Source organism: Algoriphagus resistens, assembly GCF_001442615.1.
Lineage (GTDB): Bacteria > Bacteroidota > Bacteroidia > Cytophagales > Cyclobacteriaceae > Algoriphagus > Algoriphagus resistens.
On the sequence record NZ_LMXN01000009.1, the window covers coordinates 202,754 to 228,153 of the forward strand.

Sequence of the window (25,400 nt, forward strand, 5' to 3'; positions counted from 1 at the left end):
CAGGGATTCGGACTATTTTGCTAGTCTACCAAAACTAGCATTTTATGAATGTGTACTTGAACAAATTTATGGTTTATTTTGAAATTCACCGCCTGAGCAGGGAAGGGTATTCCATGCGCCAGATCAGCGAAGAGCTGGTCATCAACCGTCGTACCGTCAGCAAGTACCTGTCTCTCACTGAGCAGGGATATGAGCTGTTGCTGGAGCAACAATCCCAGCGTAACAAGGTACTCCTTCCCTATGAGGACTTTGTTAAAAACCGTCTGGAGCTGTTCCGGGACACGCCTTCGGCCCAGATGCATGACTGGCTGAAGGAGCATTTTGAAGACCTGCCCAAAGTCTCTCCCAAAACTGTTTTCAATTTTGTTTCCTGGATCAGGCGTAAGCACAACCTTCCGCTTGTCAAAGTGCCCCGTCAATACCAGATGGTAGAAGAACTCCCTTACGGAAAACAGGCACAGGTGGATTTTGGAGAGTACACCATGCGTTCCTCACTGGGTAACCGGGTCAAGGTGTTTTTCTTCATCATGGTCCTTTCCCGTTCACGCTACAAATATGTCTGGTTTATTGACCGGTATTTTACCTCACTTACAGCGGTTGAGGGCCATGAAAGAGCCTTTGCTTACTTCAGGGGAATTCCCTCAGAAATCGTCTATGATCAGGACAAGGTGTTTATGGTAAGTGAAAACAGGGGGGATTTCATTCTCACCGACACCTTTAGATCCTACATGAGGGAGCAGTCCTTCAGTCTGTTTTTCTGCAGAAAGGCCGACCCTGAAACCAAAGGCAAAGTAGAAAATGTGGTAGGCTATGTGAAAAGGAATTTTCTCTATAACCGGACCTACCACAACATCGACACCCTCAACGATGAAGTCCTGGGCTGGATGGGACGTACGGCAAATCTCCTGCCCCATGCGGTAACCAAAAAAGAACCTTTCTCCGAGTACCTTATCGAACAGGATTATCTGACTCCCTATACGCCCTGTACTTCGCAGGCTATGGCCCCGGATCTCTATGCGGTCAGGAAAGACAATTCTGTTTCCTACAAAGGAAACTTCTATTCATTGCCTCTGGGCACCTATCAGGGAAAAGGGAGCCAGGTGGCGCTCAGAACAGAAGGGGCCGACCTGGTAATCAGCCAACCTGAGAAGCCGACAGAAATCTGCCGGCACCGGATCCCAGTGGGGTTAACGGGCCAGAAAATCCAGAATACAGACCACAAAAGGGATAAGGAAGCATCTGTTGCACAACGGGCTTCCAATCTGGCCGCTCTGTTTGCCGATCCGCAAAAAGCACTCCTCTGGATTGGGTTGATCAAAAAGGAAAAACCACGCTATGTCAGGGACCAGCTGGAGATGGTTGAAAAAGCTATCCAGGGAATCGATCCAGACTCAGTAGACCTGACACTTACCTATTGCCTTGAGAACGCAATCGCAACTGCATCGGATTTTAAGGCCATCCTGGATCTGCAGCACATCAAGCCCCGGGAAGAATCCAATATCAGGCTCCTGAACCCGCTCAGCGGTAAAATGCCTGTCAGCGCCCACATACAGCCCCAGACCAGTAAAATCAGCGACTATGAGGAACTGATAAACAAGGAAAGCAACAACTGATTATTAACCGCCCCGGGCAGTCAATGAAACACGTCCGGGGCATAACCAATCCGACATGGAAAAAAACGAACAGATCAATGCCTTATGCAGGCAATTCAAAATCACCGCAATGGCTTCCTGCCTTCCCCTGGTCATTGCCGACTCGGAGAAACAAAACTCCGGCTACCGTGACTTTTTTCTGGCCCTGTTAAAACAGGAAGCTGAACTGAGGTTGAAAAATGAAACCGCCAGACGCAGAAAAGCAGCCCGGCTGCCACTCAAAAATGACCTGGGGACTTATGATAAAAAGGCTGAAAACGGATTGACGCCCACCCGGGTTAACCAGCTAAGGGAGCTGAACTGGCTCGATCAGGGCTTTAACCTGATGTTGCTTGGGCCTTCAGGAACAGGGAAGACATTCCTGGCAGCAGGGCTGGCAGCTGATGCGGTAGACAAGGGGTACAAGGCCTACTTTAAAACCATGGAAGACCTGACAGGTATTCTCAAACTCAAAGACCTGACCCGGACTGCAGCAGCTGAATACAAAAGAATGTTGAAAGCCGATCTGATCATTTTGGATGACATTATGCTCTTTCCGGTTGAAAAAAGCGTCGCCGTCTCTCTGTTCAACTTTGTAAACCAGGTTTACGAACAGACTTCCTTTATCATCACCACCAATAAAATGCCTACTGAATGGGCTAAAATGCTCGATGATGAGGTATTGGCAACTGCGCTTTTGGACAGGCTTCTCTTCCGTTGTGATATTATAAATTTATCTGGGAAAAGTTATAGAATGAAAAACAGACAAACTTTCTTTGAACATCAGAAATAGCTAAACTATATTTACTAACTGGTGCACCCATGTTGCCAATAGTGGCGCATTCCTGTTTTCCATTTTTGGTGCATTGTCAGTTACCGACTACACTTGGAATCCAATGGGAGAAAAGGTGTTCGAATGGAGACCAAATGAATGAAAAATAAAAAAGCACGAAAGCAACATCGGCTATAGCAAATGTGATCTGATTGCTTAAAAATGAATATTTTGCTACTAAATAATATTTGGTCTGGCAGAAAGAGATTCGGTTTCAAAATCCCGTACTTGCCATAGCTAGGGTCGTTAGGTCTCATATTCGGAAACTCACAGTAACACTGACCCTTCTTTCGTTTGGTGCAGTTGGATAACAATTTCCAACTGTTATTGACACTATTGGATATTCCGCTCTATAGTACGCCACGATTCCGCTACAATCAAAAAAATATGAATGGGAACTATAAGACAAGATAGAATTGCTCAATTACGTTGGGAAATGGAACGAAAAGAAAAACGTTCGTTGCTTGAACCTAAACTTATGGCAATAATTGAGATTGATTCTTTCGCTTTCTTAACAGATAAAGAATCTGATGAATTTCAGTTAAAATCAGATGACTGGCCACAAAATAAGTGGGATGATAAATTGTTTGTTCAAGCAGAAATTTTGGATACTAAACCAATAGAAGGAATTATAATTGAAATGATGAATGTGATTGAGGAAGAACATCTCTACATTTTCATGATGAACTTCAACTTTGGGCTAATTCGAATTTCAAAAACTGAATTAATAAAATACTGGAGGGAATTAATTGAAATTGACGGGGATGAAATTTATTGCTACAATCCATCTTCATCAGGTTTTATATGTATTGAAAAGACTGAGGAATTTATCTCAGGAATAGAGGGTGAGAGTAGCTGGATTTATGAATTAACATTTTCAAACAAGGAATTAAAAGATGAATTATATACGGCACAAAATAATATTTAAGAAAGCATAGCCGCACAAGGCCAGCTAAAGTGCAGAGAATACGAAGAAATTATGGCTTTCTGGAAAATGGTGTCACTCGTTACCATGGCATTTACAGTCAATACTCCTACAGATGGAGGGCAATCTATGATCACATAATCATAATTTGGGCGAACTGTTTTTAGCAATTTATTGATGATTTGCTCCCGGTGTCCTTAAGATTTATTACTCCCCCTTCTGATTTCAGTGTGACCTTTTCAACCCTCCCTGCTACACTTTTGAGCTTCATCAAAAACGATAATCGTTATGAATCTCGAAGCTCAGCAACTCAACTTTTTCAGGAATGTTCCTCCTACACTGGAACAGGTACAGGCCTACTTTAACTCCCTTCAAGTTCCGTCTTCCGAAGCCGAAGTCTTCTATTTCTATTTCCAGGGAATGGACTGGCGTAATGAAATGGGTTCCGCTATCCGTGACTGGGTGATGGCCGCTGATGACTGGGTCTGGAATCTGGAAAACTGATATTATCCCAATTGTAAACAATCCTTCTCCCTTCCGGTAAATAAACCTCTACCGGGTTGGAAATCCCATTGCGTTTTGTCAATGAGAAAGATGTAGGATTGTGGCACAATCCGATTTTGCCCACCGCTGCCGGAGTTGCGGGTGGGGATAAAATTTCTCCAAAGTCGAATTCTATAATACTGTTCCCTTTATGAAAAAATCAGCCAAGGAAAAACCCATATTGCTCTCGGTAAGACTGACTGCCCTTGAAAAGCAAAAGCTCAATTCCTTACTCCAAAAAGCCGCCTATTGTCAGACGGTAAGTGAGCTCGTTAGAGACATGCTTTTCAAAAGAAAGTTAACCCTCAACACCCGAAACGAATCCTTGGAGAACACGCTGGTAGAATTAGGACTGCTCAGAAATGAGCTCAACACAATCGGGGTGAATCTCAACCAGATTACGCACTATTTTCATATGCAGGCTGATCCAAAAGAGCGTCTGTTTTTTGTGAAGGAAATGCTCCCCTACTTTGAGCGGACAAATGCAAAAATAGAGGCGCTCCATAGCTTGATTGAAGGATTGAAAACCCTAACCTAGTTGGTTGCTAAAATCATTTCAGGAAAGAGTATCGGAGGAGTGATCCGATACAATGAACAGAAGGTGAAAAACGGACAGGCAAAACTGGTACAGATGGGAGGGTTTGCGGTTAAAAATCTTACGGTGAGGGATAAGATCCAATCATTTGAAAAGGTGCAGAAGTTGAATTCACGAACGAAAACAAACACCGTCCATATTTCGCTCAATTTCTCCCCAAAGGATAAAGTAGATGGGTTTATGCTTCAAAAGATTGCAGCTGATTATTTGAAAGGGATTGGATTTGAAAATCAACCTTACCTGCTGTATCAACACTTTGATGCTGCCCATCCACATGTGCATATAGTGACAACCAATATTTCAAGTTCAGGAAAGCGGATTGAAACGCATAACCTGGGCAAGGTGCTGTCAGAACAGACCCGAAAGGAAATTGAGGGGCGATACCATCTTGTAAAAGCAGAAGAGCAGCGGAAGCAAAAAGTTAATTTGCCCCAGCCGTTGGAGAAAGCTATGTATGGCAAACGGGAAACGAAAGCCTCCATATCCAATATTGTCCAGGAGGTAATACGTTCGTATCAGTTTGCTTCGCTTCCTGAGCTGAATGCAGTGTTGGGACAGTTTAATGTATGTGCATACCGAGGTGAAAAGGAAAGTGCAATGTTTAAAAATAAAGGACTGGTATACTCAATTTTGGATACGGCAGGGAACCGGGTAGGAGTTCCTGTGAAGGCCAGTTCATTTTATTGCAGACCTACTTTGGCCAGATTGGAAAGGCTGTTCTTACGGAACAAAGAAGCTAAAAAGCAGCACCGGGAAACTCTTCGGGGCCTAATTCACAGTACGTTGCAAAATTGCAGTTCCCTGGAAGAATTTACTTCCAGACTCAGAACTAAAGGAATCAAGCCGCTGCTTAGGATCAATGAAGAAGGAAGGCTATACGGGGTGACCTATATAGATAACGTGAGCCGATGCGTATTTAACGGTCCGGCCTTGGGCAGGGAATTATCCTCTAATGCGCTTTCTGTTAGATTTTCAAAGGACCATATGCTTCCCGATCCATCGGAAAGAGAGCAGGAGGAAAAGCAGGTAATAAAAATAACTGGGCATGCAATTAACCCGGATACAAGAATTCCCAGTCTGGAGATTTCCTTAAAATCTTGGCAACCGGAAGATTCAACCCCTTATGAGCTAAGGCAAAAGGAAAAGAAAAGGAGCAACAGACGTATTCAATAAACTGAGCCTATGCAAACCGGAGAAAACACCGAGGGGTTAAGAAAGATTATTGATCTGACCAGAAAGGCCAGTATTGGAATGCTGTGTCTGCATAGCTATTACTATTGTTATCATTCCTTCAAGCAATGGGGGCTTACGCATCCTATTTCAGAAAGGCTTCTGGTCAATATTCGCGATACAGGTCTGTTTAATGAATTCTATGTTTCCAAAGTATTTGCCTTGGTTCTTTTGCTGATTTCCTTAATCGGTGCGAAAGGCAGGAAGGATGATAAACTCAGAATGGCTCAGATAGGCTGGCCGCTGATCATTGGATTGGTAAGCTATGCGGGCAGCTTTTTTGTCTTTTACCTTCCATTTAATGAGGATACGGTAAGTATTATATACATATCAGTAACCAGTTTTGGGTTCATTCTCATTCTAAGGGGAGGAGCACTTCTGAGCCGGTTGCTGAAGAACCGGTTTGACCAGGGAGTGTTTAATCATTTGAACGAGACATTTCCCCAGGAAGAACGCTACCTGGAAAATGAATATTCGGTTAATCTTCCTGCACAATACCGGCTTAAGGATACGATCAGAAAATCATGGATCAACATCATCAATCCCTTCCGTGCGTTATTGGTGGCCGGTACACCGGGTTCCGGGAAAAGTTACTTTGTGATCCGGCATGTGATCACCCAACACATCAGCAAAGGGTTTTCCATGTTTGTTTATGACTTCAAGTACGATGACCTCTCCCGCATTGCTTACAATACATTGCAAAACAACCTGTCTGGGTATAAGGTGAAACCGGAATTCTACACGATCAATTTTGACAGACTTTCCCATACCCATCGATGTAATCCGTTGGAGCCGGAAAACATGCTGGACATTACCGATGCCTCAGAAGCTGCCCGTACTATTATGCTTGGACTGAACAGGGAGTGGATTAAAAAGCAGGGAGACTTCTTCGTGGAAAGCTCCATTAATTTCCTTACTGCAATCATCTGGTTTCTCAAAAAATACAGGCGTGGCAAATACTGTACACTACCCCATGTCATCGAACTGATGCAGGTAGAGTATGAGAAGCTATTTACTGTGCTCCGTACAGAGCCGGAAATTGAAGTTTTGGTGAATCCTTTTGTTTCTGCTTTGGTCAAAAAGGCATTTGATCAACTGGAAGGTCAGGTGGCAAGTGCCAAAATTACAATCGCACGGCTTTCTTCCCCGCAGCTTTATTATGTGCTTTCAGAGAGTGAATTCACGCTTGATCTGAACAATCCCGATGCACCTAAAATCATCTGCATGGGGAATAATCCCCAGAAGCAGCAGGTCTATGGAGCAGTGCTTTCCCTCTATATTTCAAGGATTGTCAAGCAGGTAAACAAAAAAGGCAAACTGAAATCCAGTCTGGTGTTTGATGAGTTTCCTACGATTTATTTCAACGGGATTGATAACCTGATTGCCACAGCACGATCCAACAAGGTGGCCTGCTGTCTGGGAGTACAGGATTACAGCCAGCTTCGGAAAGATTATGGGAGGGAGCAGGCCGATGTGATTATGAATACGGTAGGGAACTTCATCAGTGGGCAGGTATTGGGAGATACGGCCAAGCAACTTTCTGAAAGATTTGGAAGGATTATCCAAAATCGTGAAAGTATATCAATCAACAGTTCAGGAACTTCCCTGAGCAAATCAACCCAGCTGGATCAGGCGGTACCTTCTTCCACTATAGCTTCACTTTCCTCCGGTGAATTTGTGGGGATGGTTGCCGATACCCCTGAACAGAAGATCGCATTGAAAGCTTTTCATGCAGAGATCATCAATGACCATTCAGCGCTGAAGCGGGAGGAGGAAAGCTATCAACCAATCCCTAAAGTACGGGAAATCACCCAAGAGGAGGTGGAGGAGAATTATAGGAGTATCAAGCGCGATGTGGAGGAGATTATTAGAATGGAAATGGAACGGGTATTTGATACACCTGAGTTAGGGCATTTGATTATCAGAAGTTAGAGAAAGGTTTTGCAAATTGACATTATTTTATAAAATTCTAAGTTTGATTTATGGCTTGATTTTTTTACTTTTAGCTATATCCAAACCAAAAACTTCTGATGAAACCCCTTTTACTAGATTTTGCCGAAACAAGAAAAGAAGGTCCTCAGCCCCACTATTTTTATGATGCAGATAAATCCCTCAACGTAGTAGAAGTTAATGGGGAAAGAATACCCTTTATCGAAGCCTCAACCGATGAGATAATTTTACTTACAAAAACAAAGGTGAGATCAGAAGCTGATGATGATCAGATGAATTTAATTGAACTTGAAACCAAAACCAGAGTAAAACAAGAAGCCGATGATGAATCTCCTGCATTTCTTGAGCTTCAGACAAAAACATTAGTGAAGCAGGAATCCGATGACGAAAATATTATTAATTACTAATAAGTCTGATATCACATCTGACTTTGTAGTTAGGGAGCTGGTTCGCAATGAATTGGATTTTTACAGATTTAACACAGAAGAAATTTGTAATGGCATAGATCTAATCCTTGATTTTTCAAGAAATCAATTCCAAATAAAGGATAGCCGAATTAAGAAAAACGTTGATTTAAAGAATATTAAATCAGTTTATTATAGAAGACCTGAATTACCATTTTTTGATTGGGCTGAATTAGATTCTAATGAAAGGGCTTTTGCAAAGAATGAATTTATCTACACCCTAGAAGGGATTTACAAGTTGTTGAGGGATGCTTATTGGATTAGTCCATTATTTGCAATTCGTGAAGCTGAAAATAAAATTTATCAATTAGATATAGCTAACCAAATAGGATTTAAAATACCCGATAGTCTAATAACAAATTCGTTCGAAGATTTTAAAAATTTCTTTGATAAACATAATTCATACAATATTATTAAACCGATTAAATCTGGACTAGTTGGTGAAAATAATGATTCGAGAGTGGTATTTACCACTAGTTTAGCTTCGTTACCAAATGAAGAATCCAGAATTTCCGAATTTCCTAATTATTTACAATCCAAAATTGATAAGAAAGGAGATGTTAGAGTTATTGTAGTTGGTAATAAATATTTTGCTACATTCATTGATTCCCAGAAATATGAGTGTACGAAAATTGATTGGAGAAGAGGGGAAAGAAAATTAGAACATAGTCAAATTGAAATTCCGTCAAGTATAAAAGAGAAATGTAAAAAATTGTTGAAGACCTTAAATCTAAAGTATGCTGCTATTGATTTTATACTTGACAGAAAAGGAAATTATATTTTTTTAGAAATTAATCCAAATGGCCAGTGGGCATGGATAGAAAACCTTACTGGTCAAAATATTTCAGGCGAAATTGTAAATCTTTTGAAAAATGGGTGTAATAGGTGATATAAGGGAAATGATCTGGCCTCTACTGGAAAAGAGAGATTTAGCCAAACCAAAAATATTGAAAGCAAACGATATCAAAGTTAGTGAAGACAACCTTAAAGATGTTTTAAGAGTGATCATAGATGATTATCGTTCGGAGAATGAAAGAAGTAAGTCAATAGAGTCGAAATCTTCTCTGTTTATAGGTATGATCAGTGTTGCTATTTCTATTATACTTGGAGCTACTACAATTATCATTAAGGAGCTTTATTTTAGCTGGTCTGCATTAGTTCTTATAATTTGGCTTTTTATCCTTACGGTTTATTTAACGAGAGCAATATGGTTTTCACTAAAAGCATTGGAAAGGAAAAACTATTTTATTGTTTCAGTATCTGATTATCTCTCTCCATCTAGTGGCGGTGATTATTATCGCCAACTAATTGTAAATATTTATGAGAAAATTTCCAGAAATTCTGTCATAGTGAATACTAAGGTAGATAACATGACTATGGCACAAGAATACTTTAAAAGAGCTATAATTGTTATTCTAGTTTATTTTGGATTTGCTATTACTTATTATATGATTAACATGGTGTTTAAAGTAAAATATTTAATTCCTGTAAATCTTGGTTCTGATTATTTGCATAAATTTTTGGTAAATGCATGGAGTATAGGTGGTCTTTGGATTGTTGGGCTTATCGGTTTAGCCCTAAGCATTAAAGCAAACTTTGCAAAGAAATAATCAGTAAATTCTTCAAGGGATAGATAAGATTTCTGAAATTTTCATTTTTGCAGGGATCTTTATTGGTTAGGCTCTCCTTAATCAGAAATGTCCGTAAATCTATCTTATACTGACCGTGAATTGCTACAACTCCTATGAAAGTGGGAACGAAGTGGCATTTGTGGAATTTTATAAGCTTACCGTATCACTTCGATTTTTTTTGGAGGAGTTTCTTAGGTCACCTGAATTATCAAGACTTGAGTCGGGGAATTTTTAAAAGAGATGGGTGATAAAGGGTGAAATGGAATATTTCCAATCTCTTCGGTCCTTGCTTTATGCTACACTACCGTTATGATGTAGGCGATGGCATCTCGAACTGAAATAGTCAATTTCTCACCGATTCCATTCAGGATTTGCCCATCCCGACCTGCTGGTACTGGCAACTGACAGTCCGGACGAGCTACAGGAAATGGAATGGGGGCTGGTTCCCTTTTGGGTGAAATCTGCAGAACAGGCAGGGGATATTGCCAATAAAACACTCAATGCCAAGGCAGAAACCATTTTTCAGCTGCCTTCTTTCAGGGCGGCTATACTAAAGCGCCGCTGTATCATTCCGGTGAACGGGTTTTACGAATGGAGGCACTTTGGCAAAAAAACGTATCCTTACTTTATCTACCCCAAAGACCGGTCTTATTTCTGCCTGGCGGGAATCTGGGAGGAGTGGACGGACAGGGAAACCGGGGAAATCAAAAAGACCTGTTCCATCATTACCACCGCAGCCAATCCACTCATGGAGCAGATTCATAATACCAAAATGCGGATGTCGCTTATCCTGAATGTTACCGATGCCAAGAGGTGGATTTCTCCGGATTTGAAGAAACCGGACATTGAAATCCTGATGAAGCCTTTTGGGCAAGTGGCATGGATTCCCATACAGTCAGCCGCCTGCTTACCTCCCGGACTGAGGACTCAAATGTTCCTGAAGTCATTCTTAGGGAAGAATATGAGGAACTTCCTGTTATGGTACTGGATCATTAGATTTCAATTGATTTTTTTACCCTGAATTCCTCACAAAGATAGTCCTATGGGCTCTGGGCGACCGTAAGCTTCCGGCATAAAGCCGCTTGCTGCGCTGCGCTTTTTATTCCTTTGCCTTCCGGTCTTTGTCGCCCAAGGCCTGGGGATGCTTCATAATTCATTGTTCCACAAAAACTAAAAAGATTATGGAGACCTCCGAAAGAAAAATTGATTTGTATGAAGTAGCTGAGATTACCCTGAGCTATAGTGCGAAAGTGAAAGCTTCGCTGCTTCCAAGGGTAGCCAGTTCAAGACAGGTGTATGAGGTATTTGTTCAGGTCTGGGATCAAGACAGGATTGGGTTTGTCGAAGATTTCAAGGTGATGTTGCTTTCCAGAGCCAACAGGGTGCTAGGAATCGTAACCATCAGCTCAGGCGGTACAGGAGGAACTGTAGTCGATGTAAAGCTTGTTTATGCAGCCGCTATTAAAGCAAATGCCTGTTCTGTGATTCTGGCCCATTATGCAAAGTGTTTATTTATGTAAAGTAACATGCGATTACCATGCTTAGAATGACGTAGACCAACAAATACCCACATGCCACTTTACATAATACTATATTGCCGATAGCCTTTTGAATCCATAAAGTAGCGAATCAGTCGCCAGATCTTCTGGTATTGTTCAATAGCAGGAGGTAAAAAATACTGCTGTGAATCAAGATAGCCAGCCACCTTGCCGGTCAGGATGTTGAGATCCCTAAATTGTTCTTTCATATTGGAATGAGTTTAAGTGAATATTGCAATACTATCCAAGAATATTATGTAAAGTAAATAGTAAGCAGTATTCTGAAAATGAGGCAATTATCTATATCGCTTTACATAAGTATTTACTTTGCATAATGTGAATTATGTAAAGCTTTACATAATTCACACTGCCATCCGAGTGGGAATCTGATGCCTTCTGAGCAGGATAAGCGGTTGACCAAACGGATTAAGGAAGCCGGAAAGATCCTGGATATCCCGGTACTGGACCATCTGATCATTACTGAGGAAGGGTATTATTCCTTTGCAGATGATTGGGAGCTTTAGGGCTCTTTTTTTTAGTACATCACAGTTTCTGAGCTCATATTTTGGACCCGGACATTTCATTTAGATTGAGAATCTTTTTTTTCTTTCATAATCAGGGGGTTAAAGAAGTAGAAAAGGAAAATTTTATTTTCATTAATTAGATTTAATCTAAATAAAATACATTTGCACCGCCATGCGAAGTTTTTCCATACTCTTTGTTATTCTTTTCTCTACGTTTTGCACCTATGCCCAGGACATCAAACTGCGGGGACGCGTAATAGATCGTGTATCACAGGAGCCTTTGCCTTATGTGACAATCAAACTGGGTGAAAACGCATTTGCTATTTCTGATGAAGCAGGGAGGTTTGTCTTTACCTTGTCTTCAACGGATAGCGAAGGAGTATTGCTGACAGCTTCTTTTGTTGGGAAAAGTCCTGTAAAAATCAAGTTGACAAAGAAGGATTTTACATTCGGTAAAGAGCTGCTTGTAGAAATGGAAGACAATGACCTCTATATGGATGAGGTTACTGTATCGGCGGTTCGGGATGAGGACAATGTATCCGCTTCAGCCTTTAAATTGGACAGAACGACCATTGAGCAATCACAAGCCAATAGTTTGGGAGAATTGCTAAAGTTGATTCCTGGCCAAACAATTACCAATCCCCAGCTTCAAGGAGCTCAGTCAATTAACTTTAGATCTTCACTTTCCTCTCAGCAGTCCTTGAATAATGCATTTGGAATCGGGTTGGTAGTGAATGGAAATGCAATTGACAATAACAGCAATATGCAAGGCCTAAGCCCCACAACAGCTGGTACATTTCGTTCATTCGGTTCTACAAGCTTTGGCTCAAATTCTTATGGGTCAGGAGATAATGCAGGAGGGGGATTTGACTTACGACAGATTCCGGTGGGAAATATTGAGAAAGTCGAAGTAATTCAAGGGGTGGCTTCAGCACAATACGGTGATATTTCTGACGGTGCAATTATTATTGAGACTGCTGCTGGTCAGTCTCCCATCAATTTGAATGTAAGACAGGGAGGAGGTAATACAAACCTGAGCCTTTCAAAGGGATTTCAGCTTAACGATAGACAATCTATATTCTTTAATATAGATTATCTGAAAAGCAATCCGGACAGGCGGGATAGAATCAAGTCCTACAACAGGATCTCAACATCCGTACTTTGGGATCAATATTTTGGAGAAAATAAACAAGTCAAAAACTCTCTCAATTTGAGTTTCAATACCAATTTGGATGATTTTAAGATCGATCCTGATTTTGGTACAGAAAAGAAGGTATACTACCAAAATACCAGTTTAGCCCTTTCCAATCGAACCTCTTTTTATCTCAAATCCAAATTGGCAGATGATATGCGTGTTTCCTTTGGAGCCAATGTGGGAAAAAGCCTTTCTTATCTCGACCAGTTTGTCAATCCAGGTGTACTTCCTGTCACTGCCGCTACCGAGGCGGGAATCAATATCGGAACTTTCCACCCGAGCTCGTATCGATCAGAAAGAAGGATCAAGGGATTGCCGGTCAATTTTTCCTTGAATACCAACTTTCATAAAGCCTACAAGTCTTCTGGGCTCAGCCATGCTGTAGCCTATGGGTTTAATCTGAAGTACAACGGCAATTTTGGAGATGGGAGAGTATTCGACCCGATGAGACCGATGCGATTTGCTGGTGCCAGTACCAACGAAAGACCCATTAGCTACAAAGAGATCAGCTCCGAACTTTGGCAATATGGAGCTTTTGTGGAGGATCGGATGATTGGAAAAATTTGGGATAGTGACTTCAGTCTCAGCCTGGGCGTCAGAGGCGATGTGCAGTTGTCCAGACTCAACCTTTCACCTAGAATCAACGGAAGGCTGGCTCTCAAAGAAAATCTCAATCTTACCATGGCCTATGGACTGGCGTACAAGGCGCCTGGTTTGATGCATTTGTACCCAGGGCCTCAGTATGAGGATTTTACTTTGCTCAATTACTTCAATGGCCTGGAAAGCGAAAGTCTTTACTTAGTCTATACCCATTTGGTGCCCAATTCTGCCACAGATCTCAAATCTATGCGCTCAGATACAAAAGAATTAGGGGTGAATACCAATTTTGGGCAGTTTAACCTAAGTCTTACAGCTTTTCAGAAAAGTGTCAGAGATGGCTTTTCCATCAATAGCAACATGACTAGGATCGAACTACCGGACTATGAAATTGTGGATGAAAGGGAAGGGCAAAAACCCATATTTGGAAGAACAGGGACCAATAGTCCAGTATTGATGACCGAGCGAGAAGTAAGCAATTCTGCATTCAATGACAATTTCGGGTTGGAAATGATCTTTTCTGTCAAAACCATTCAATCCATCCGCACCTCATTCCAGCTCAATCTTTCTTGGTACCAATCCGAATCTTATATGAATCGGGAAACCTTGACCAAAAAGCCAAACTGGCAAGAAACTGATGAGATCTGGTATGGTGTGTATGACCAGAACAAAAGCAGATCGGGAAATTCCACGGGCTTGCTGACGATCAATCACCACTTGTCAAGATTGGGATTGCTGTTTACCATTCGCTCTCAGGCTTACATCACTTCTTATTCCAGAAGTTTTGATGCTTCCAATCAGGCAATTGCCTACCTGGACTCCAACCTGATCCGCCATGAAATACCCGAATCAGAACGGGACTCGCCACAGTATGCTGTGATCAATCGTGAGCCCTCTGAAGGAGAATTTTATAGAAAACCTGATTTCGTGTACTTCAACTTCCATATGAACCTCAGCAAAAATCTGGGGAAAGATGTACGGTTTAGCTTTTTCGCAAACAACTTCCTCAACATCAGGCCGGAGGTGGTCAATACCGAAGGATTAGTGGAGCAGCTGCTTAATCAAGAACCTTATTTTGGACTAGAACTTAATTATAAACTAAAGTAAAATGACAAAAAATAACTACCTAAAAACGCTAGTTTGCATAGCCCTCGCTGTTGTTGGCTTTTCCTGTGAAGAAAAGGAGGAAGGACCCCGTGTACAACCTGTTGATCTTTCACTTCATGTGGTATACGGAACAGATTTTAACGGCCAGTCAGCCGACGGGGTCAATGTGACTTTGACCAATGTGACTTCTCAGCAGGTCTATGATGGAGTTACCGATGCTTCAGGACAGTTGATTTTGGAAGGTGTTCCTTCCGGCACCTATGACATCATCGCCAGAAAATCCTATACAGCCAGCGAGTTTGAAGCTTTTGCAGGTGTATCAACTGATCAGGAAGAGGTCGTATTCAATGCTTCCCAGTCTGGATTTACGATTTCTACTGCCACTTCTGCAATGGCATTGACATTGGAATCAGGAAGAGTGGGGGACTTGGTCATCAAACAGGTTTATAATTCCGGATCTGACCGGGTAGAAGGAGCACTTTTCAGAGATCAATTTGTAGAAATCTATAATAACTCCAATGATACCATCTATGTAGACGGTCTCTATGTAATGGGAGCTCTGGGTAAAACCAGTGAGGGAACCGGAGCAGGCTATTTGGGTAATGGCCAATATGACTGGTCTCAGTCTATCGGTATGGCAGCTACGGATGATGCCAATGAAAACTACCTCTATGCAAAATGGATCTATCAATTTCCCGGTACAGGTGAAGAACACCCTGTATATCCTGGAAAAAGTATCATTGTGGCACAAACTGCTGTCAATCATAAAGCACCGTTTACAGGAAACAAAGGGGAAGCTGTCACTGTCATCAATCCTGATCTGACAGTTGATCTGAACGGAGCTGATTTTGAGGTTTATCTAGCTGAGGACGGTGGGTCTCCTTTGGAGTCGGATATCAACAATCCTGACGTGCCAAACATGAACAATATTTTTGCTTTTGGCAGAGATTTCATTTTGGACAATCCAGGTCGTGAAGCAGTGGCGATTTTCAGAAGCCAGACAGATGTATTGTCTCTGCCTGCCTATGCAACCCCGAATGTGACTGAGATCAAATCTACCACCAAACTTTACTATCAGATCCCAGCAGATTTGATCTTGGATGCGGTGGAGATCCAACCTTCTCCTACCAATCAAGTTCCCAGAAAATTGTCTACTTCACTGGACGCCACATACACCTATGTACCGGGGGGATCTTATTCTTCCCAATCTGTGATCCGTAAAACTTCCAAGACTTTCGGTGACCGGGTCGTGCTGATGGATACCAATAATTCCGAAGCTGATTTTGGCTATTCCGAAATAGCTAATCCAAGAGGTTTTCTTCAGTAATTTAAAAAAAAATCATGCGATTTATCGCCCTTATTACCTTATTATGTTTGTTGAATTTGACTGGGCTGATGGCCCAGTCAAATTTTGATTCCAGTTTGGTATCTATTCAGGCCAAAAATGAGCTGTTTCATTTTTCCCATACTCCTGTAAGCGGCTACTTTCAGCGGTATGATTTTGGGTTTAGCGGAGCCAATTACACCTCAGGAAAATACGGAGAAGTCAAAAGCCCACAGCTTCCCCAGAAGCAGCAAGAATATCAGTTTTTCAGTCAGGGTAAAAGAACTTGGAATGACTGGATTTTGTCCGGGGCATTTTCTTACACCAAGCAACTCCAGGATAGCATCGGGTGGAAGCAAGTGCGTGAGATTACCAGCAATCCTTATTATTTTGGAAACATCAAGCCGGGCAACTGGAACAATGACCTTTTTGATGCTCAGTTAGCTATCACCAGGCCGGTTTGGTCCAAACGCATTTTGGTCAGTGCCGGAGCAGACTATCAATTGGAAAATCTGGTGCGTACCAATGACCCCAGACCGACCATAGATTATTACAATCTGGAACTGAAAGGACAGATTTCTTTTCAGGTGTTGCCTGAGATTTTTGTCTATGGTCTGATCACCCGAGCCAATAGCTCCGAAAAAGGAGGAGTCAAAAACTACAACGCCTCCAATGACAGTTATGGCCAGGTCGAGTATAACCTCTTCACGCTGATGGGATTTGGGAGTTATAATCTTCAGCAAAAAAGAAACTACAATCTGAATGGACAAGCTAACGGATTTGGTGGAGGTGTCATCGGGAAAAAGGGCGCTTTTCGTTTTTCCAACGAATTTCAACTGACCAATTCCACAGAAAACTTCATCCGTAAAAACAGTGACGGAGATGAGCAGATTGGAGAGTACTACCTTAGGGCTATCCGCAATGATTTATTTATACACTATTCTTCCACTGATTATATGGTCCAGTTGATTTCAGGGATCAAACTGGATCAGGGGGATGATTACAATTTCCTGTTTCGGGGATTAAACTACGACTACCACCATAGCGCGATATCCACAGACTTGGTCTTTTCCAAGGAGTCCTTAGGGACCTGGGAATGGGGTGTGGGTGTAGACTATTCCTCTTTGAGCAAACAGGATTACAATGCGTCGCACTACATCTCTTATGCGACGATCAAAGCGAGCGTGTATTCTCAAGTTGCTTGGAGGCTGAAGTCTGGTTGGCAACTCAGTCCGCAGCTAGAGCTTGGATTTCAAAAAGCGATGGACGAAGAAGTGAGCATTGGGGCCAATCAGGAAAATGATTTTACCCGCATGGTTCTTTATCCAGACTATTATACCCAGCTGATTTCCAGTGCTGAGATTGATGCAAGGGTAGACTTCAGCAAAAAGTTTTCAAAATTCCGGATCAATCCATTTTTGGGTATAAATCAAACCTTGGCAGTAGGGGAATTACCGACTTTCTGGGAAAGTGGGTCCAAAGATTTGTTTTCAAGTTTTCAATTAGGGGTTAATTTTGTCCATTAAGAAGATAGTGATAAAATGAAAAATGCAATTGTTTGGGGGCTTTCCAGTGGTTTGGTACTCTTCTGTGTCTCATGGGCCTATATAGGAAATGGGGATCCCAAGACCATGCATGAGCTACGGAAGGTCTATGAGGGGCCCATAGAAAATTGGCCGAAACCACAATTGGACAGCGGGATAGCATTTCATGAACTGGGTCTTTTGCCTGAAAATCCCTATAGAAGTGCAGACTCACTAAAGCCTGTGATTGAGTTGGGAAAAATGTTGTTTTTTGACCCGAAACTTTCTTCTTCCAACCAGATAAGTTGCGCTTCCTGTCATGATCCGGAGTTCAACTGGAGCAATGGCAGGTCTGTGGCAATCGGCCATGACCAGCAACAGGGAAAAAGGAATGCCATGTCACTGGAGAATTCATGGATGCACAAGGAATTGTTTTGGGATGGACGTGCAGCTTCATTGGAGGAGCAGGCTTCCATGCCAATCAGCGATCCTATAGAAATGCATAGTAACATCCAGGATGTAGTTAATAAAATTGCTTCCATAAAGTCCTATCATCCTCTATTTGAAAATGCATTTCCGGGGCAGCCTATTGATCATAAACATATTACTTCTGCTATAGCCTTTTTTCAACGATCACTTGTCAGTAGAAAAAGCGATTTTGACTATTTTTTAGAGGGAAAGCATGAGCGGATGAGTGATCAGCAAATCCGTGGGCTTCATCTTTTCCGTACTAAGGCTCGCTGTATGAATTGCCATAATGGTCCCAATTTCACAGATGAGGAATTTCATAACCTGGGACTGCACTATTATGGAAGAAAGCTGGAAGATCTCGGAAGGTATAACATCACACATGCCCCGGAAGATATAGGGAAGTTTCGTACACCATCTCTGAGAAATGTAATGGAAACAGCACCGTGGATGCATAATGGTATATTCGACAATATGGATGGCATCCTGAATATGTATGACGCAGGTATGGCGCGTCCTAAGCCCAGACCGGGATTGGAGAATGATCCCAATTTCCCGGTGACTTCCGACCTACTCATCAAACTTGATTTGTCCCAGGCTGAGAAAGAAGATATCATTGCTTTCTTGGAATCCATATCTGCAAAATCCTTTAGAATGTCCAGGCCGGAAGTGCCCAGAGATTAGACTATCAAACTATATTTTCAAATCACCGTAAATTAATTAGTAAAATAATTTTAAAGTCAAAACCACATGAAATCCTAAGGGCCTCCGACAGGCATGATCCCGTACTTACGGGAACACACTGAAATGGTTATTCCTCGTGCGAGGTTCCATGTGGCCTTTAAAAGATAAATTATAATCATATGAAAAAAACTCCTATTTTCCTTCGCAATTATACTAGGCTTAAGTTCCTTTATTACCTTTTCCAACACTGAAGATCAATTAAAGGTAATCCATGCAGATGAATTGAAATATGACTCCCACGATAAATTGGATGTCTTTACAGGAAATGTACATCTGAGAACTGAGCGACTTGAAGTAATAAATGCTGAGAAAGCTATTTATAATCGAGAATCAAGGGAATTGATAATAACGGGAATAGACAAACTCAGCTTTAAGGGGGGACTTAAAAAAATCCCTGGTGCCGATAATAGAATCATACGGTACAAGTTGGGAGAAAGTATGGCTTACTTAGACAGTATTAGGTAATAAGGTCTGGCATTTGGATCAGCCACTTTATGATTGCTTCTATCTGACTCGTGCCGAGCATCGGAATTGACCCCTTTAGGATAGATTTTCGGTGACAATCCAGAAAAATTGACCCCTCTGATCGACGGTTTTGGTTTTTTAGCGGACATCTTCGGTAACCACTAACCATAATCCCATGGCTGAAAATCCTGATCCCATAATTCCGATATAGCAAACGACACTACTTCATAGATAGTGAAAGCAGTCAATCCAATCACCCCCATCACAGATATGGAACAGGATCATGTGTCTCCCTTTTTATTTTCATCTGCAAAATGTCACGGAAGGATGCAGATAATTCTGTTGAATAACCAAAAAACACCGCTATTCCTTCACATTTCCTCTCATTTTCCCAAAAAATACCCTAGGACCGAGCGTTAGAAAACAGTCCGGTGGACTGTTTTAGTGAGGGGCCAGGCTGCGGGCTGGGATGGTATCATTTTTTTACTTTTATTGCGTAAGCCTTTTAGTTACTGAAAGCTATCATTTACCGCTGACTAACGCCTTCTCCTAAAGAGCCTGTCCCGAGAACGGAGAGAATCGGGAAGGAGGTTGGGATGAGGTAGAATAGCCAACTTTTATCACCCATCCGGGCTTTAATCCGGAAACCTTCAAACTCCTTTTGACACTGATATCGGGAGATGGGATGAGGTAGTTTATTAACTTGCTCTCAGCATAACCTCGTAGACCTGTGGACAAGACGATATAGACATAATAGGCTTGAAGGAATGCTAAATCATAAGTGAGGGGCGCAAACATGGAGTGGAAACATTTAACGACGGTGGTTGACGGAAATGGGTTTAGTATTGATGGACTAAACATATGGGATTATGATTGGAAAGCGACAGGAGAAAAAATAAATGTCAAAGATCCACTATACGGGCAAGAATACACAATGGACATATATGAGATTGCAAATGAAAATGTAATAGTAAGATTTGCTGCAGGTGAGTTTTCTAATTGCATTTGGGGAATTTACGTGAAGGATTAAAATTTTAGATTGTTATGACTAATATTGATAACAATTTTATAGCTGAAATTCTCAAGAATCTTAGGAAAAGGCTTGGGAGAAAATTACTTCCATCAGAAATTGAAGTTTTTAGCTGCCGAAGATCTTACGTAGCATATGAAATGATTCTTGATTATCTAAATGATGAATCCAAGCCGAAGACTGAAATATTGGATTATGTTGAAAGTATTATAACTGAATACAAAACCGCCAACAAAATCTAAATTTCACTAAAACGCAGTTTAAACAGAATGTTTGGCTTGATTAAAAAAAATGAAATACAAAATACTGATTATTAGCTTACTCTCATTTACAAGCTGTATGAATGCTGACAAATATGTTTTATCAGCAACGGATCAGGCAAACAATTTTATTCAGAAAATAGATAGCGGTGATTTTTCATTAATTACTGAGGAAATTGACTCAACTGGAATAGTAAAATCTGCTTTTATCCAAATGAAAAATATAAACTACGCCAAATCTGAACTACTTGGTCACAAGGTCACACATTACGTCAAAAAATATAGTGAAATCAAAATAGTCTATGAGAAGGATTTGAAATGCAAGAAGGTGTTGATTTTGTTTTATTTTGACGTAACTACGAATCTTCAGCCAAAATTAATTGAGATTCAAGATTTTGAGAAGAGAGACGATTTAATAAATTAAATGAACACATGAAACCAAAAATCACATTTATTGCTACCTGTTTAATATTTATAGGGTATTCTTCATTCGCTCAAACACACTTTTTTACACTGAAGGACGAGCAGATTGATCTCTCAGGAAAAACTTTCAACGTAACAAAAGTGATTGATAAAAGGGAGGATAAAACCACCATAGGATGGACTCAAAAAGGAATGGCAAATATCAAGGTTAATGCAAATTTCTCTGAACCACTTGAACAGGAGCTGATTAGCTTTCTTAATTCTAATCCGAGCTCAGGTGACATCAATGTCCAACTGATTATAAAGTCTTTAAATATCTCGGAAAAGACAGGGTTTACAAAGGAAACAGGGTTTTGTAATCTTTCGATTGATTTTTTGATCGAAAAAGAATCCCAATTATACAGAATTTTACAGACCGATTTGACAACGGAAATTACCGGCGGTGACGTCACTAAGAAACAAACATCAAATATTGCTAATGCATTTAAAATGAGCTTTGAAAAGCTCGCAACGCTTGATCTGTCTAATACAGGTAATTTAGTAGCGATATCATCTGATTTATGGACAGAAAAAGTCCAGGATTCCTCCAGATATAATTTTCCGATTTTCATCGAAGAGATCAAAACGGGTATTTACGATGACTATGATGCGTTAAAAAACAATTCTCCATCGAATACGGAAGATTTCTATTTAGAGCAGAAAGAAAGAACTGGCGATCCGTGGAAAGGGTCATTTGAAATAATTCCAAAATTCCATGGCTCAGATCAAAAAGTTAAAAAAGTATGGGCAATTGCCATAGATGGCAAGGCGTATGTTTATCACCAAAGAGAGTTTTTTCCCTTGACCATTGAGAATTACAAGCTTTATTTCCATGGATATGGAATTCCCAGTGGGCATAGCGCATCCACAGGTGCAATTATCGGTGGGTTGATTGGAACCGGAATTGCCGCAGGTATCGAAAGCTCTAACTCTAAAAAACAGAAAGTCAAATATCATCTTGATCCAAATACAGGTGAGATCATAGAAACAACGCTAGAAAGTGTAGCAAATTAAAATGCTAGCTAAAATAGCGTGAAAAAAGAGAGGTTAGAGTCACAGAGAGGTTTAGAATGATCTGCTGTTTCTGACCCAAAAGAAAGTGGAGACGTAGCATGGACTATATAGAATAATCGATACTGCTTCATAGCTAGAAGGGAAGCCAAATCAATCACCCGAATTCCAGATCTTCAACAGGATCATTTTACTCCCTTTCTGTTTTTATCTGCAAAATGGCACAGAGCGATGCAGATAATTCCGCTGACAGACTGAAAAACACCGCAATTCCCTCACATTTCCTCCCATTTCCCCAAAAAATACCCTGTACAGGGTATGTGCTGGTATCATTTTATTCCTTTTATTGCATAAGTCTTTTAGTTATTGAAAACAACCAACCTACTTTTTACTCTTTAGCCCATTTGGAGCAGAGCCATGCCCCCTCTCCTAAAGGAGAGGGGGGGTGAGGTAGAACAGCCAACTTTTAGCGCCAATCCGGGCTTAAATCTGGAACCCATTTAATTCTGAATCTGATAGTAAAATGATAGCTGAGCCGCATAAAAAGTATTCGTGCTCATATCTTCATATTATAAATATTTATGTAAAATTTAAAACATACCATATATGAACGAATTTGAATTAATGACAAAACTTTTAAGTCTTGAACAGGCACATCATACTCTTTCACTTCATATAGATGTTTGGAAAGGGGAAAAGGAAGTTGAAGATTTAGACCTAAAATTAATAGAGGTTGAAGAGGAAATGAAAATTATAGAAAAAGAGCTCATTGAAATTGAGAGCAAAACATACAGTAAAAAGGCAAAACAGGGAATGATTAATCAACTGAATGCATATATTTCTGGTATAACAAAGGGTAAGCCTCATTTGAAACTTTCTAGAAATCAAGGGCTTATTATCGAGAATTACTTGTTCTCAATAATTTTAAATGATTTAAAATATCAAGTTTCAAGTGATTCAGCTGTCTTAAGAATTCCTGCCAATTTACATTTCACTTATTCTGTGTCAAACTCAGTGGAGATTAGTGACCTTACAGATTTCTTATTAAGAGAAATTGAAATTATTAAAAATATCCAAGATCCAAACTATATAAAACTGCGAGAATTTTGTGATGGATTTATGGATCGATTGCTAATTAGATTTATAGGCTAAAATCACTTTATTAAGAGAACTGAAAGTTTACTGATATATGCAAAAAGTATTACTCATAGGGAAAGTAAATAATAGTTAGTAATTTATAAGATGGACAAGCATGAAATAGAAATAGCTGAAAGGGTTTATCAAAAAATTAAATCAAGAGAAGGGTTGCCTGATGTAATGATAGCTCAAGAGATACTTACCAAAGAGGAAAAAAACGATTCCATTGTAATAAAAAAGGTAAAAAAAATAACTGATATATTAATAAATGCAGGGTTGCTCTCTCAAAGGGCAAATAGAACTGGCTACTTTATTTATCCTTCCACATATTCTGCAAACTTCGATTCCTTTAAGGATTTTTTGAATTACCAACTAGAATCGAAAGCTGAGAAAGAAAAGGAAAAAGCGCGGTTGGAGAAAAAACATGATTTGGAAATTGAAAATCTCGAGCTTCAAATTCTGCATCAGAAGCAATGGTTTTGGAAAGTGATAGTTACTGCCATTGTTGTAGAATTGATTCAATTCTATTTTTTATTTTTCAAAGATTAAAATATGATCAGCTGGAATGAACTTATTGACAGCCTAAAACAGTCTAGATTCACCTCACATTTAGGTTCATCTTGGTCCTTCTAGGATAGATTTTCGGCGATATTTCTGAGCATATTTCTCGCTCTAATAGATTGTTTGGTTTTTTAGCGGAAATGTTCGATAGTGCTAACTATAATCCCACGGCTGAAAATCCTAAACAGATAAGCCAGATAAAGTAAACGAAACCATTTCACAGTTAGAGAACGGAATCCAAGCCAATCACCTGCTCATAGATCTGAAGCAGGATCATGTGACTCACTTTCTATTTTCATCTGCAAAATGTCACAGAAGGACGCAGATAATTCTGTTGACCACCTGGAATACTCCGCAATTCCCTCACATTTCCTCCCATTTTCCCAAAAAATACCCAGTACAGGGTATGTGCTGGTATCATTTTTTTCCGTTTCTTGCTCGAGCCTTTTAATTATTGAAAACAACCAACCTACTTCTTACTCTTTAGTCCATTTGGAGCAGAGCCATGCGCCTCCTCTTTCAGGAGAGCCTGTCCCGATGCGAAGCGTATCGTGAAGGATGGGAGGAGGTAGGAAAACCAATTACAAATTGATTAGAATATTAGGGTGGAATTACAATTTCTACCCTGTAGAAACGAGGTACTGACTATGCCGAGAGCAGTTATTAGATAAAAACGAGTTTTGGCCAAAATTAATATAATGTCTGAAAAACCGGAAACAGAAAGGATTTTGTGCGTAGGGGCAAACTATACCAAAGTTTGTCCTATTTTGGCAACTCACGATACCTTCGAACAAGCTCATTATCATTTGCACCAGTGCATTTTAAACTATCATAATCCTTCCCAATTTCGATTTAATCTTAATTCATTTATTCAATCGTTAAGAAACATAACTTTTGCATTACAATCAGAAAAAAGAAAAATCCCTGATTTTGATGTTTGGTACAGCAAAAAACAAGAGCAGCTAAAAGAAAATGACCTACTTAAGAAATTTGTAGAGGGAAGAAATGTTGTTGTAAAGCAAGGAATGCTTGAAAGTAAAAGTAAAGTTTCTTCTGGATTATTTAAATTTAGAAAAGAAAAGGCATGTGTAATAATGGACATCCCTCCATTTACTGAAAGTAAAAACGTGCTCGAACTTGCAAAGAAAATTTGGATACCAGGTTTCGTTGCTCCTGAGCATATATTTATAGGAGAGGAAATAGGTATCAAAAGAGAATGGGTAATAGAATCTATCTCAGAAAAAGAAATAATTAGTGAATGCAACTCAGCTTGGATTGCATTAGGCAATTTAGTAGGTGAAGCTCATAATAAAATTTGCGTTGACTTCGAGTTTTCGGATTATTGCCATCATAAGTATGAAGAGTATCAAATAATGACAGAAACAGACTTAGACCCTAATCTTATTTATAAATGGGGCTGGGAGGAAAAGAAAAGAAAAAGGAAAAAATAACTTTGTCCAATAAAGTTTTTTGAGTCTGCACGTAAAACAGTGAAAATTGCAGTTACTCTGACTTGTGGGGTGCTCATGGGATTGAGTGCAGTCTTTAATATTATAACCAATTACAAATTGGCAATAATATCAGGGTGGAATTACAAATCCCACCCAGTCTTGACTACCGATTTGACTACACCTAGCGAGGGCTTATTGGTTT

Annotated in this window: 26 protein-coding genes and 1 pseudogene; 24 read left to right on the top strand and 3 right to left on the bottom strand. The window is 40.3% G+C overall.

The genetic code is table 11. The annotated features are described in order from the left end of the window. The first annotated feature begins 44 nt into the window (after positions 1–44). The 3 genes from istA (at position 45) to AS141_RS16565 (ending at position 3,391) form a co-directional block, all read left to right on the top strand. Positions 45–1,613, top strand: a complete 1,569-nt coding sequence (gene istA / locus AS141_RS16555) for an IS21 family transposase (RefSeq protein WP_057938792.1) — start codon at positions 45–47, stop codon at positions 1,611–1,613. 55 nt (positions 1,614–1,668) lie between these two features. Next, on the top strand, positions 1,669–2,424 hold the full coding sequence (istB, locus tag AS141_RS16560; RefSeq protein WP_057938793.1) for an IS21-like element helper ATPase IstB: 756 nt from the start codon (positions 1,669–1,671) through the stop codon (positions 2,422–2,424). A 430-nt stretch (positions 2,425–2,854) separates the two neighbouring features. Next, positions 2,855–3,391: a hypothetical protein gene (locus AS141_RS16565; RefSeq protein WP_057938794.1), complete on the top strand. Its 537-nt coding sequence runs from the start codon at positions 2,855–2,857 to the stop codon at positions 3,389–3,391. Here the strand turns inward: AS141_RS16565 and AS141_RS27435 are convergent. Beyond that, positions 3,388–3,570, bottom strand: a complete 183-nt coding sequence (locus tag AS141_RS27435; RefSeq protein ID WP_082632337.1) for an AAA family ATPase — start codon at positions 3,568–3,570, stop codon at positions 3,388–3,390. The genes AS141_RS16565 and AS141_RS27435 overlap by 4 nt on opposite strands. Positions 3,571–3,676: 106 nt before the next feature. On the opposite strand from AS141_RS27435, the gene AS141_RS16570 reads away from it, so the two are divergent. The 9 genes from AS141_RS16570 (at position 3,677) to AS141_RS16610 (ending at position 11,321) form a co-directional block, all read left to right on the top strand. Next, entirely contained in the window at positions 3,677–3,892 is a 216-nt protein-coding gene (locus AS141_RS16570; protein ID WP_057938795.1) for a hypothetical protein, read from the top strand. Positions 3,893–4,082: 190 nt separating this feature from the next. Beyond that, entirely contained in the window at positions 4,083–4,469 is a 387-nt protein-coding gene (locus tag AS141_RS16575; RefSeq protein ID WP_057938796.1) for a plasmid mobilization protein, read from the top strand. Continuing rightward, positions 4,470–5,699, top strand: coding sequence for a relaxase/mobilization nuclease domain-containing protein (locus AS141_RS16580; protein ID WP_057938797.1), 1,230 nt, complete (start codon positions 4,470–4,472; stop codon positions 5,697–5,699). 9 nt (positions 5,700–5,708) lie between these two features. Further along, positions 5,709–7,688, top strand: a complete 1,980-nt coding sequence (mobC, locus tag AS141_RS16585) for a conjugal transfer protein MobC (RefSeq protein ID WP_057938798.1) — start codon at positions 5,709–5,711, stop codon at positions 7,686–7,688. Between the two features lie 98 nt (positions 7,689–7,786). After that, positions 7,787–8,113 carry a hypothetical protein gene (locus AS141_RS16590; RefSeq protein ID WP_057938799.1) on the top strand — a complete coding sequence of 109 codons (327 nt, stop codon included), beginning with the start codon at positions 7,787–7,789 and terminating at the stop codon, positions 8,111–8,113. Continuing rightward, complete coding sequence (locus tag AS141_RS16595; protein WP_057938800.1) at positions 8,088–9,059, top strand: MvdC/MvdD family ATP grasp protein; 972 nt, start codon at positions 8,088–8,090, stop codon at positions 9,057–9,059. Before AS141_RS16590 ends, AS141_RS16595 begins: the two co-directional genes overlap by 26 nt. Further along, complete coding sequence (locus AS141_RS16600) at positions 9,043–9,780, top strand: hypothetical protein (RefSeq protein ID WP_057938801.1); 738 nt, start codon at positions 9,043–9,045, stop codon at positions 9,778–9,780. The genes AS141_RS16595 and AS141_RS16600 overlap by 17 nt, the downstream gene beginning before the upstream one ends. 415 nt (positions 9,781–10,195) lie before the next feature. Beyond that, positions 10,196–10,822, top strand: a complete 627-nt coding sequence (locus AS141_RS16605; protein WP_262481003.1) for an SOS response-associated peptidase — start codon at positions 10,196–10,198, stop codon at positions 10,820–10,822. Between the two features lie 160 nt (positions 10,823–10,982). Next, positions 10,983–11,321 (top strand): JAB domain-containing protein, encoded by a 339-nt coding sequence (locus tag AS141_RS16610; RefSeq protein ID WP_057938803.1) that lies wholly within the window; start codon positions 10,983–10,985, stop codon positions 11,319–11,321. Between the two features lie 59 nt (positions 11,322–11,380). Here the strand turns inward: AS141_RS16610 and AS141_RS26640 are convergent, their stop codons facing one another. Beyond that, entirely contained in the window at positions 11,381–11,548 is a 168-nt protein-coding gene (locus AS141_RS26640; protein ID WP_157243509.1) for a hypothetical protein, read from the bottom strand. A 153-nt stretch (positions 11,549–11,701) separates the two neighbouring features. On the opposite strand from AS141_RS26640, the pseudogene AS141_RS26065 reads away from it, so the two are divergent. From AS141_RS26065 to AS141_RS16635, 6 genes and pseudogenes are all read left to right on the top strand, one after another. Then, a pseudogene (locus AS141_RS26065) lies at positions 11,702–11,863 on the top strand (JAB domain-containing protein); the annotation flags it as partial. A 172-nt stretch (positions 11,864–12,035) separates the two neighbouring features. Continuing rightward, positions 12,036–14,762, top strand: a complete 2,727-nt coding sequence (locus tag AS141_RS16615) for a TonB-dependent receptor (protein WP_057938804.1) — start codon at positions 12,036–12,038, stop codon at positions 14,760–14,762. A gap of 1 nt (position 14,763) precedes the next feature. Next, a complete protein-coding gene (locus AS141_RS16620; RefSeq protein WP_057938805.1) occupies positions 14,764–16,089 on the top strand; it encodes a DUF4876 domain-containing protein in 1,326 nt (441 codons plus the stop codon). 14 nt (positions 16,090–16,103) lie between these two features. Next, positions 16,104–17,612, top strand: coding sequence for a DUF6850 family outer membrane beta-barrel protein (locus tag AS141_RS16625; RefSeq protein WP_157243510.1), 1,509 nt, complete (start codon positions 16,104–16,106; stop codon positions 17,610–17,612). Between the two features lie 15 nt (positions 17,613–17,627). Continuing rightward, positions 17,628–18,761: a cytochrome-c peroxidase gene (locus tag AS141_RS16630; RefSeq protein ID WP_057938807.1), complete on the top strand. Its 1,134-nt coding sequence runs from the start codon at positions 17,628–17,630 to the stop codon at positions 18,759–18,761. Positions 18,762–19,043: 282 nt separating this feature from the next. Next, complete coding sequence (locus AS141_RS16635; protein ID WP_057938808.1) at positions 19,044–19,286, top strand: hypothetical protein; 243 nt, start codon at positions 19,044–19,046, stop codon at positions 19,284–19,286. A 549-nt stretch (positions 19,287–19,835) separates the two neighbouring features. Here the strand turns inward: AS141_RS16635 and AS141_RS16640 are convergent. Further along, on the bottom strand, positions 19,836–20,084 hold the full coding sequence (locus AS141_RS16640; protein ID WP_057938809.1) for a hypothetical protein: 249 nt from the start codon (positions 20,082–20,084) through the stop codon (positions 19,836–19,838). Here AS141_RS16640 and AS141_RS16645 point away from each other — a divergent pair. From AS141_RS16645 to AS141_RS16680, 6 genes are all read left to right on the top strand, one after another. Beyond that, on the top strand, positions 20,083–20,316 hold the full coding sequence (locus tag AS141_RS16645) for a hypothetical protein (RefSeq protein ID WP_057938810.1): 234 nt from the start codon (positions 20,083–20,085) through the stop codon (positions 20,314–20,316). The two genes, AS141_RS16640 and AS141_RS16645, sit on opposite strands and share 2 nt — an antisense overlap. Before the next feature lie 291 nt (positions 20,317–20,607). After that, entirely contained in the window at positions 20,608–21,000 is a 393-nt protein-coding gene (locus tag AS141_RS16655; protein WP_157243511.1) for a hypothetical protein, read from the top strand. 8 nt (positions 21,001–21,008) lie between these two features. Continuing rightward, positions 21,009–22,052: a hypothetical protein gene (locus AS141_RS16660; RefSeq protein ID WP_057938813.1), complete on the top strand. Its 1,044-nt coding sequence runs from the start codon at positions 21,009–21,011 to the stop codon at positions 22,050–22,052. Positions 22,053–22,655: 603 nt separating this feature from the next. Continuing rightward, positions 22,656–23,201 carry a hypothetical protein gene (locus AS141_RS16670; protein WP_057938815.1) on the top strand — a complete coding sequence of 182 codons (546 nt, stop codon included), beginning with the start codon at positions 22,656–22,658 and terminating at the stop codon, positions 23,199–23,201. Between the two features lie 90 nt (positions 23,202–23,291). Continuing rightward, positions 23,292–23,735, top strand: a complete 444-nt coding sequence (locus AS141_RS16675) for a hypothetical protein (RefSeq protein WP_057938816.1) — start codon at positions 23,292–23,294, stop codon at positions 23,733–23,735. 710 nt (positions 23,736–24,445) lie between these two features. Continuing rightward, positions 24,446–25,198, top strand: a complete 753-nt coding sequence (locus AS141_RS16680; RefSeq protein ID WP_057938817.1) for a hypothetical protein — start codon at positions 24,446–24,448, stop codon at positions 25,196–25,198. Positions 25,199–25,400: the final 202 nt, after the last annotated feature.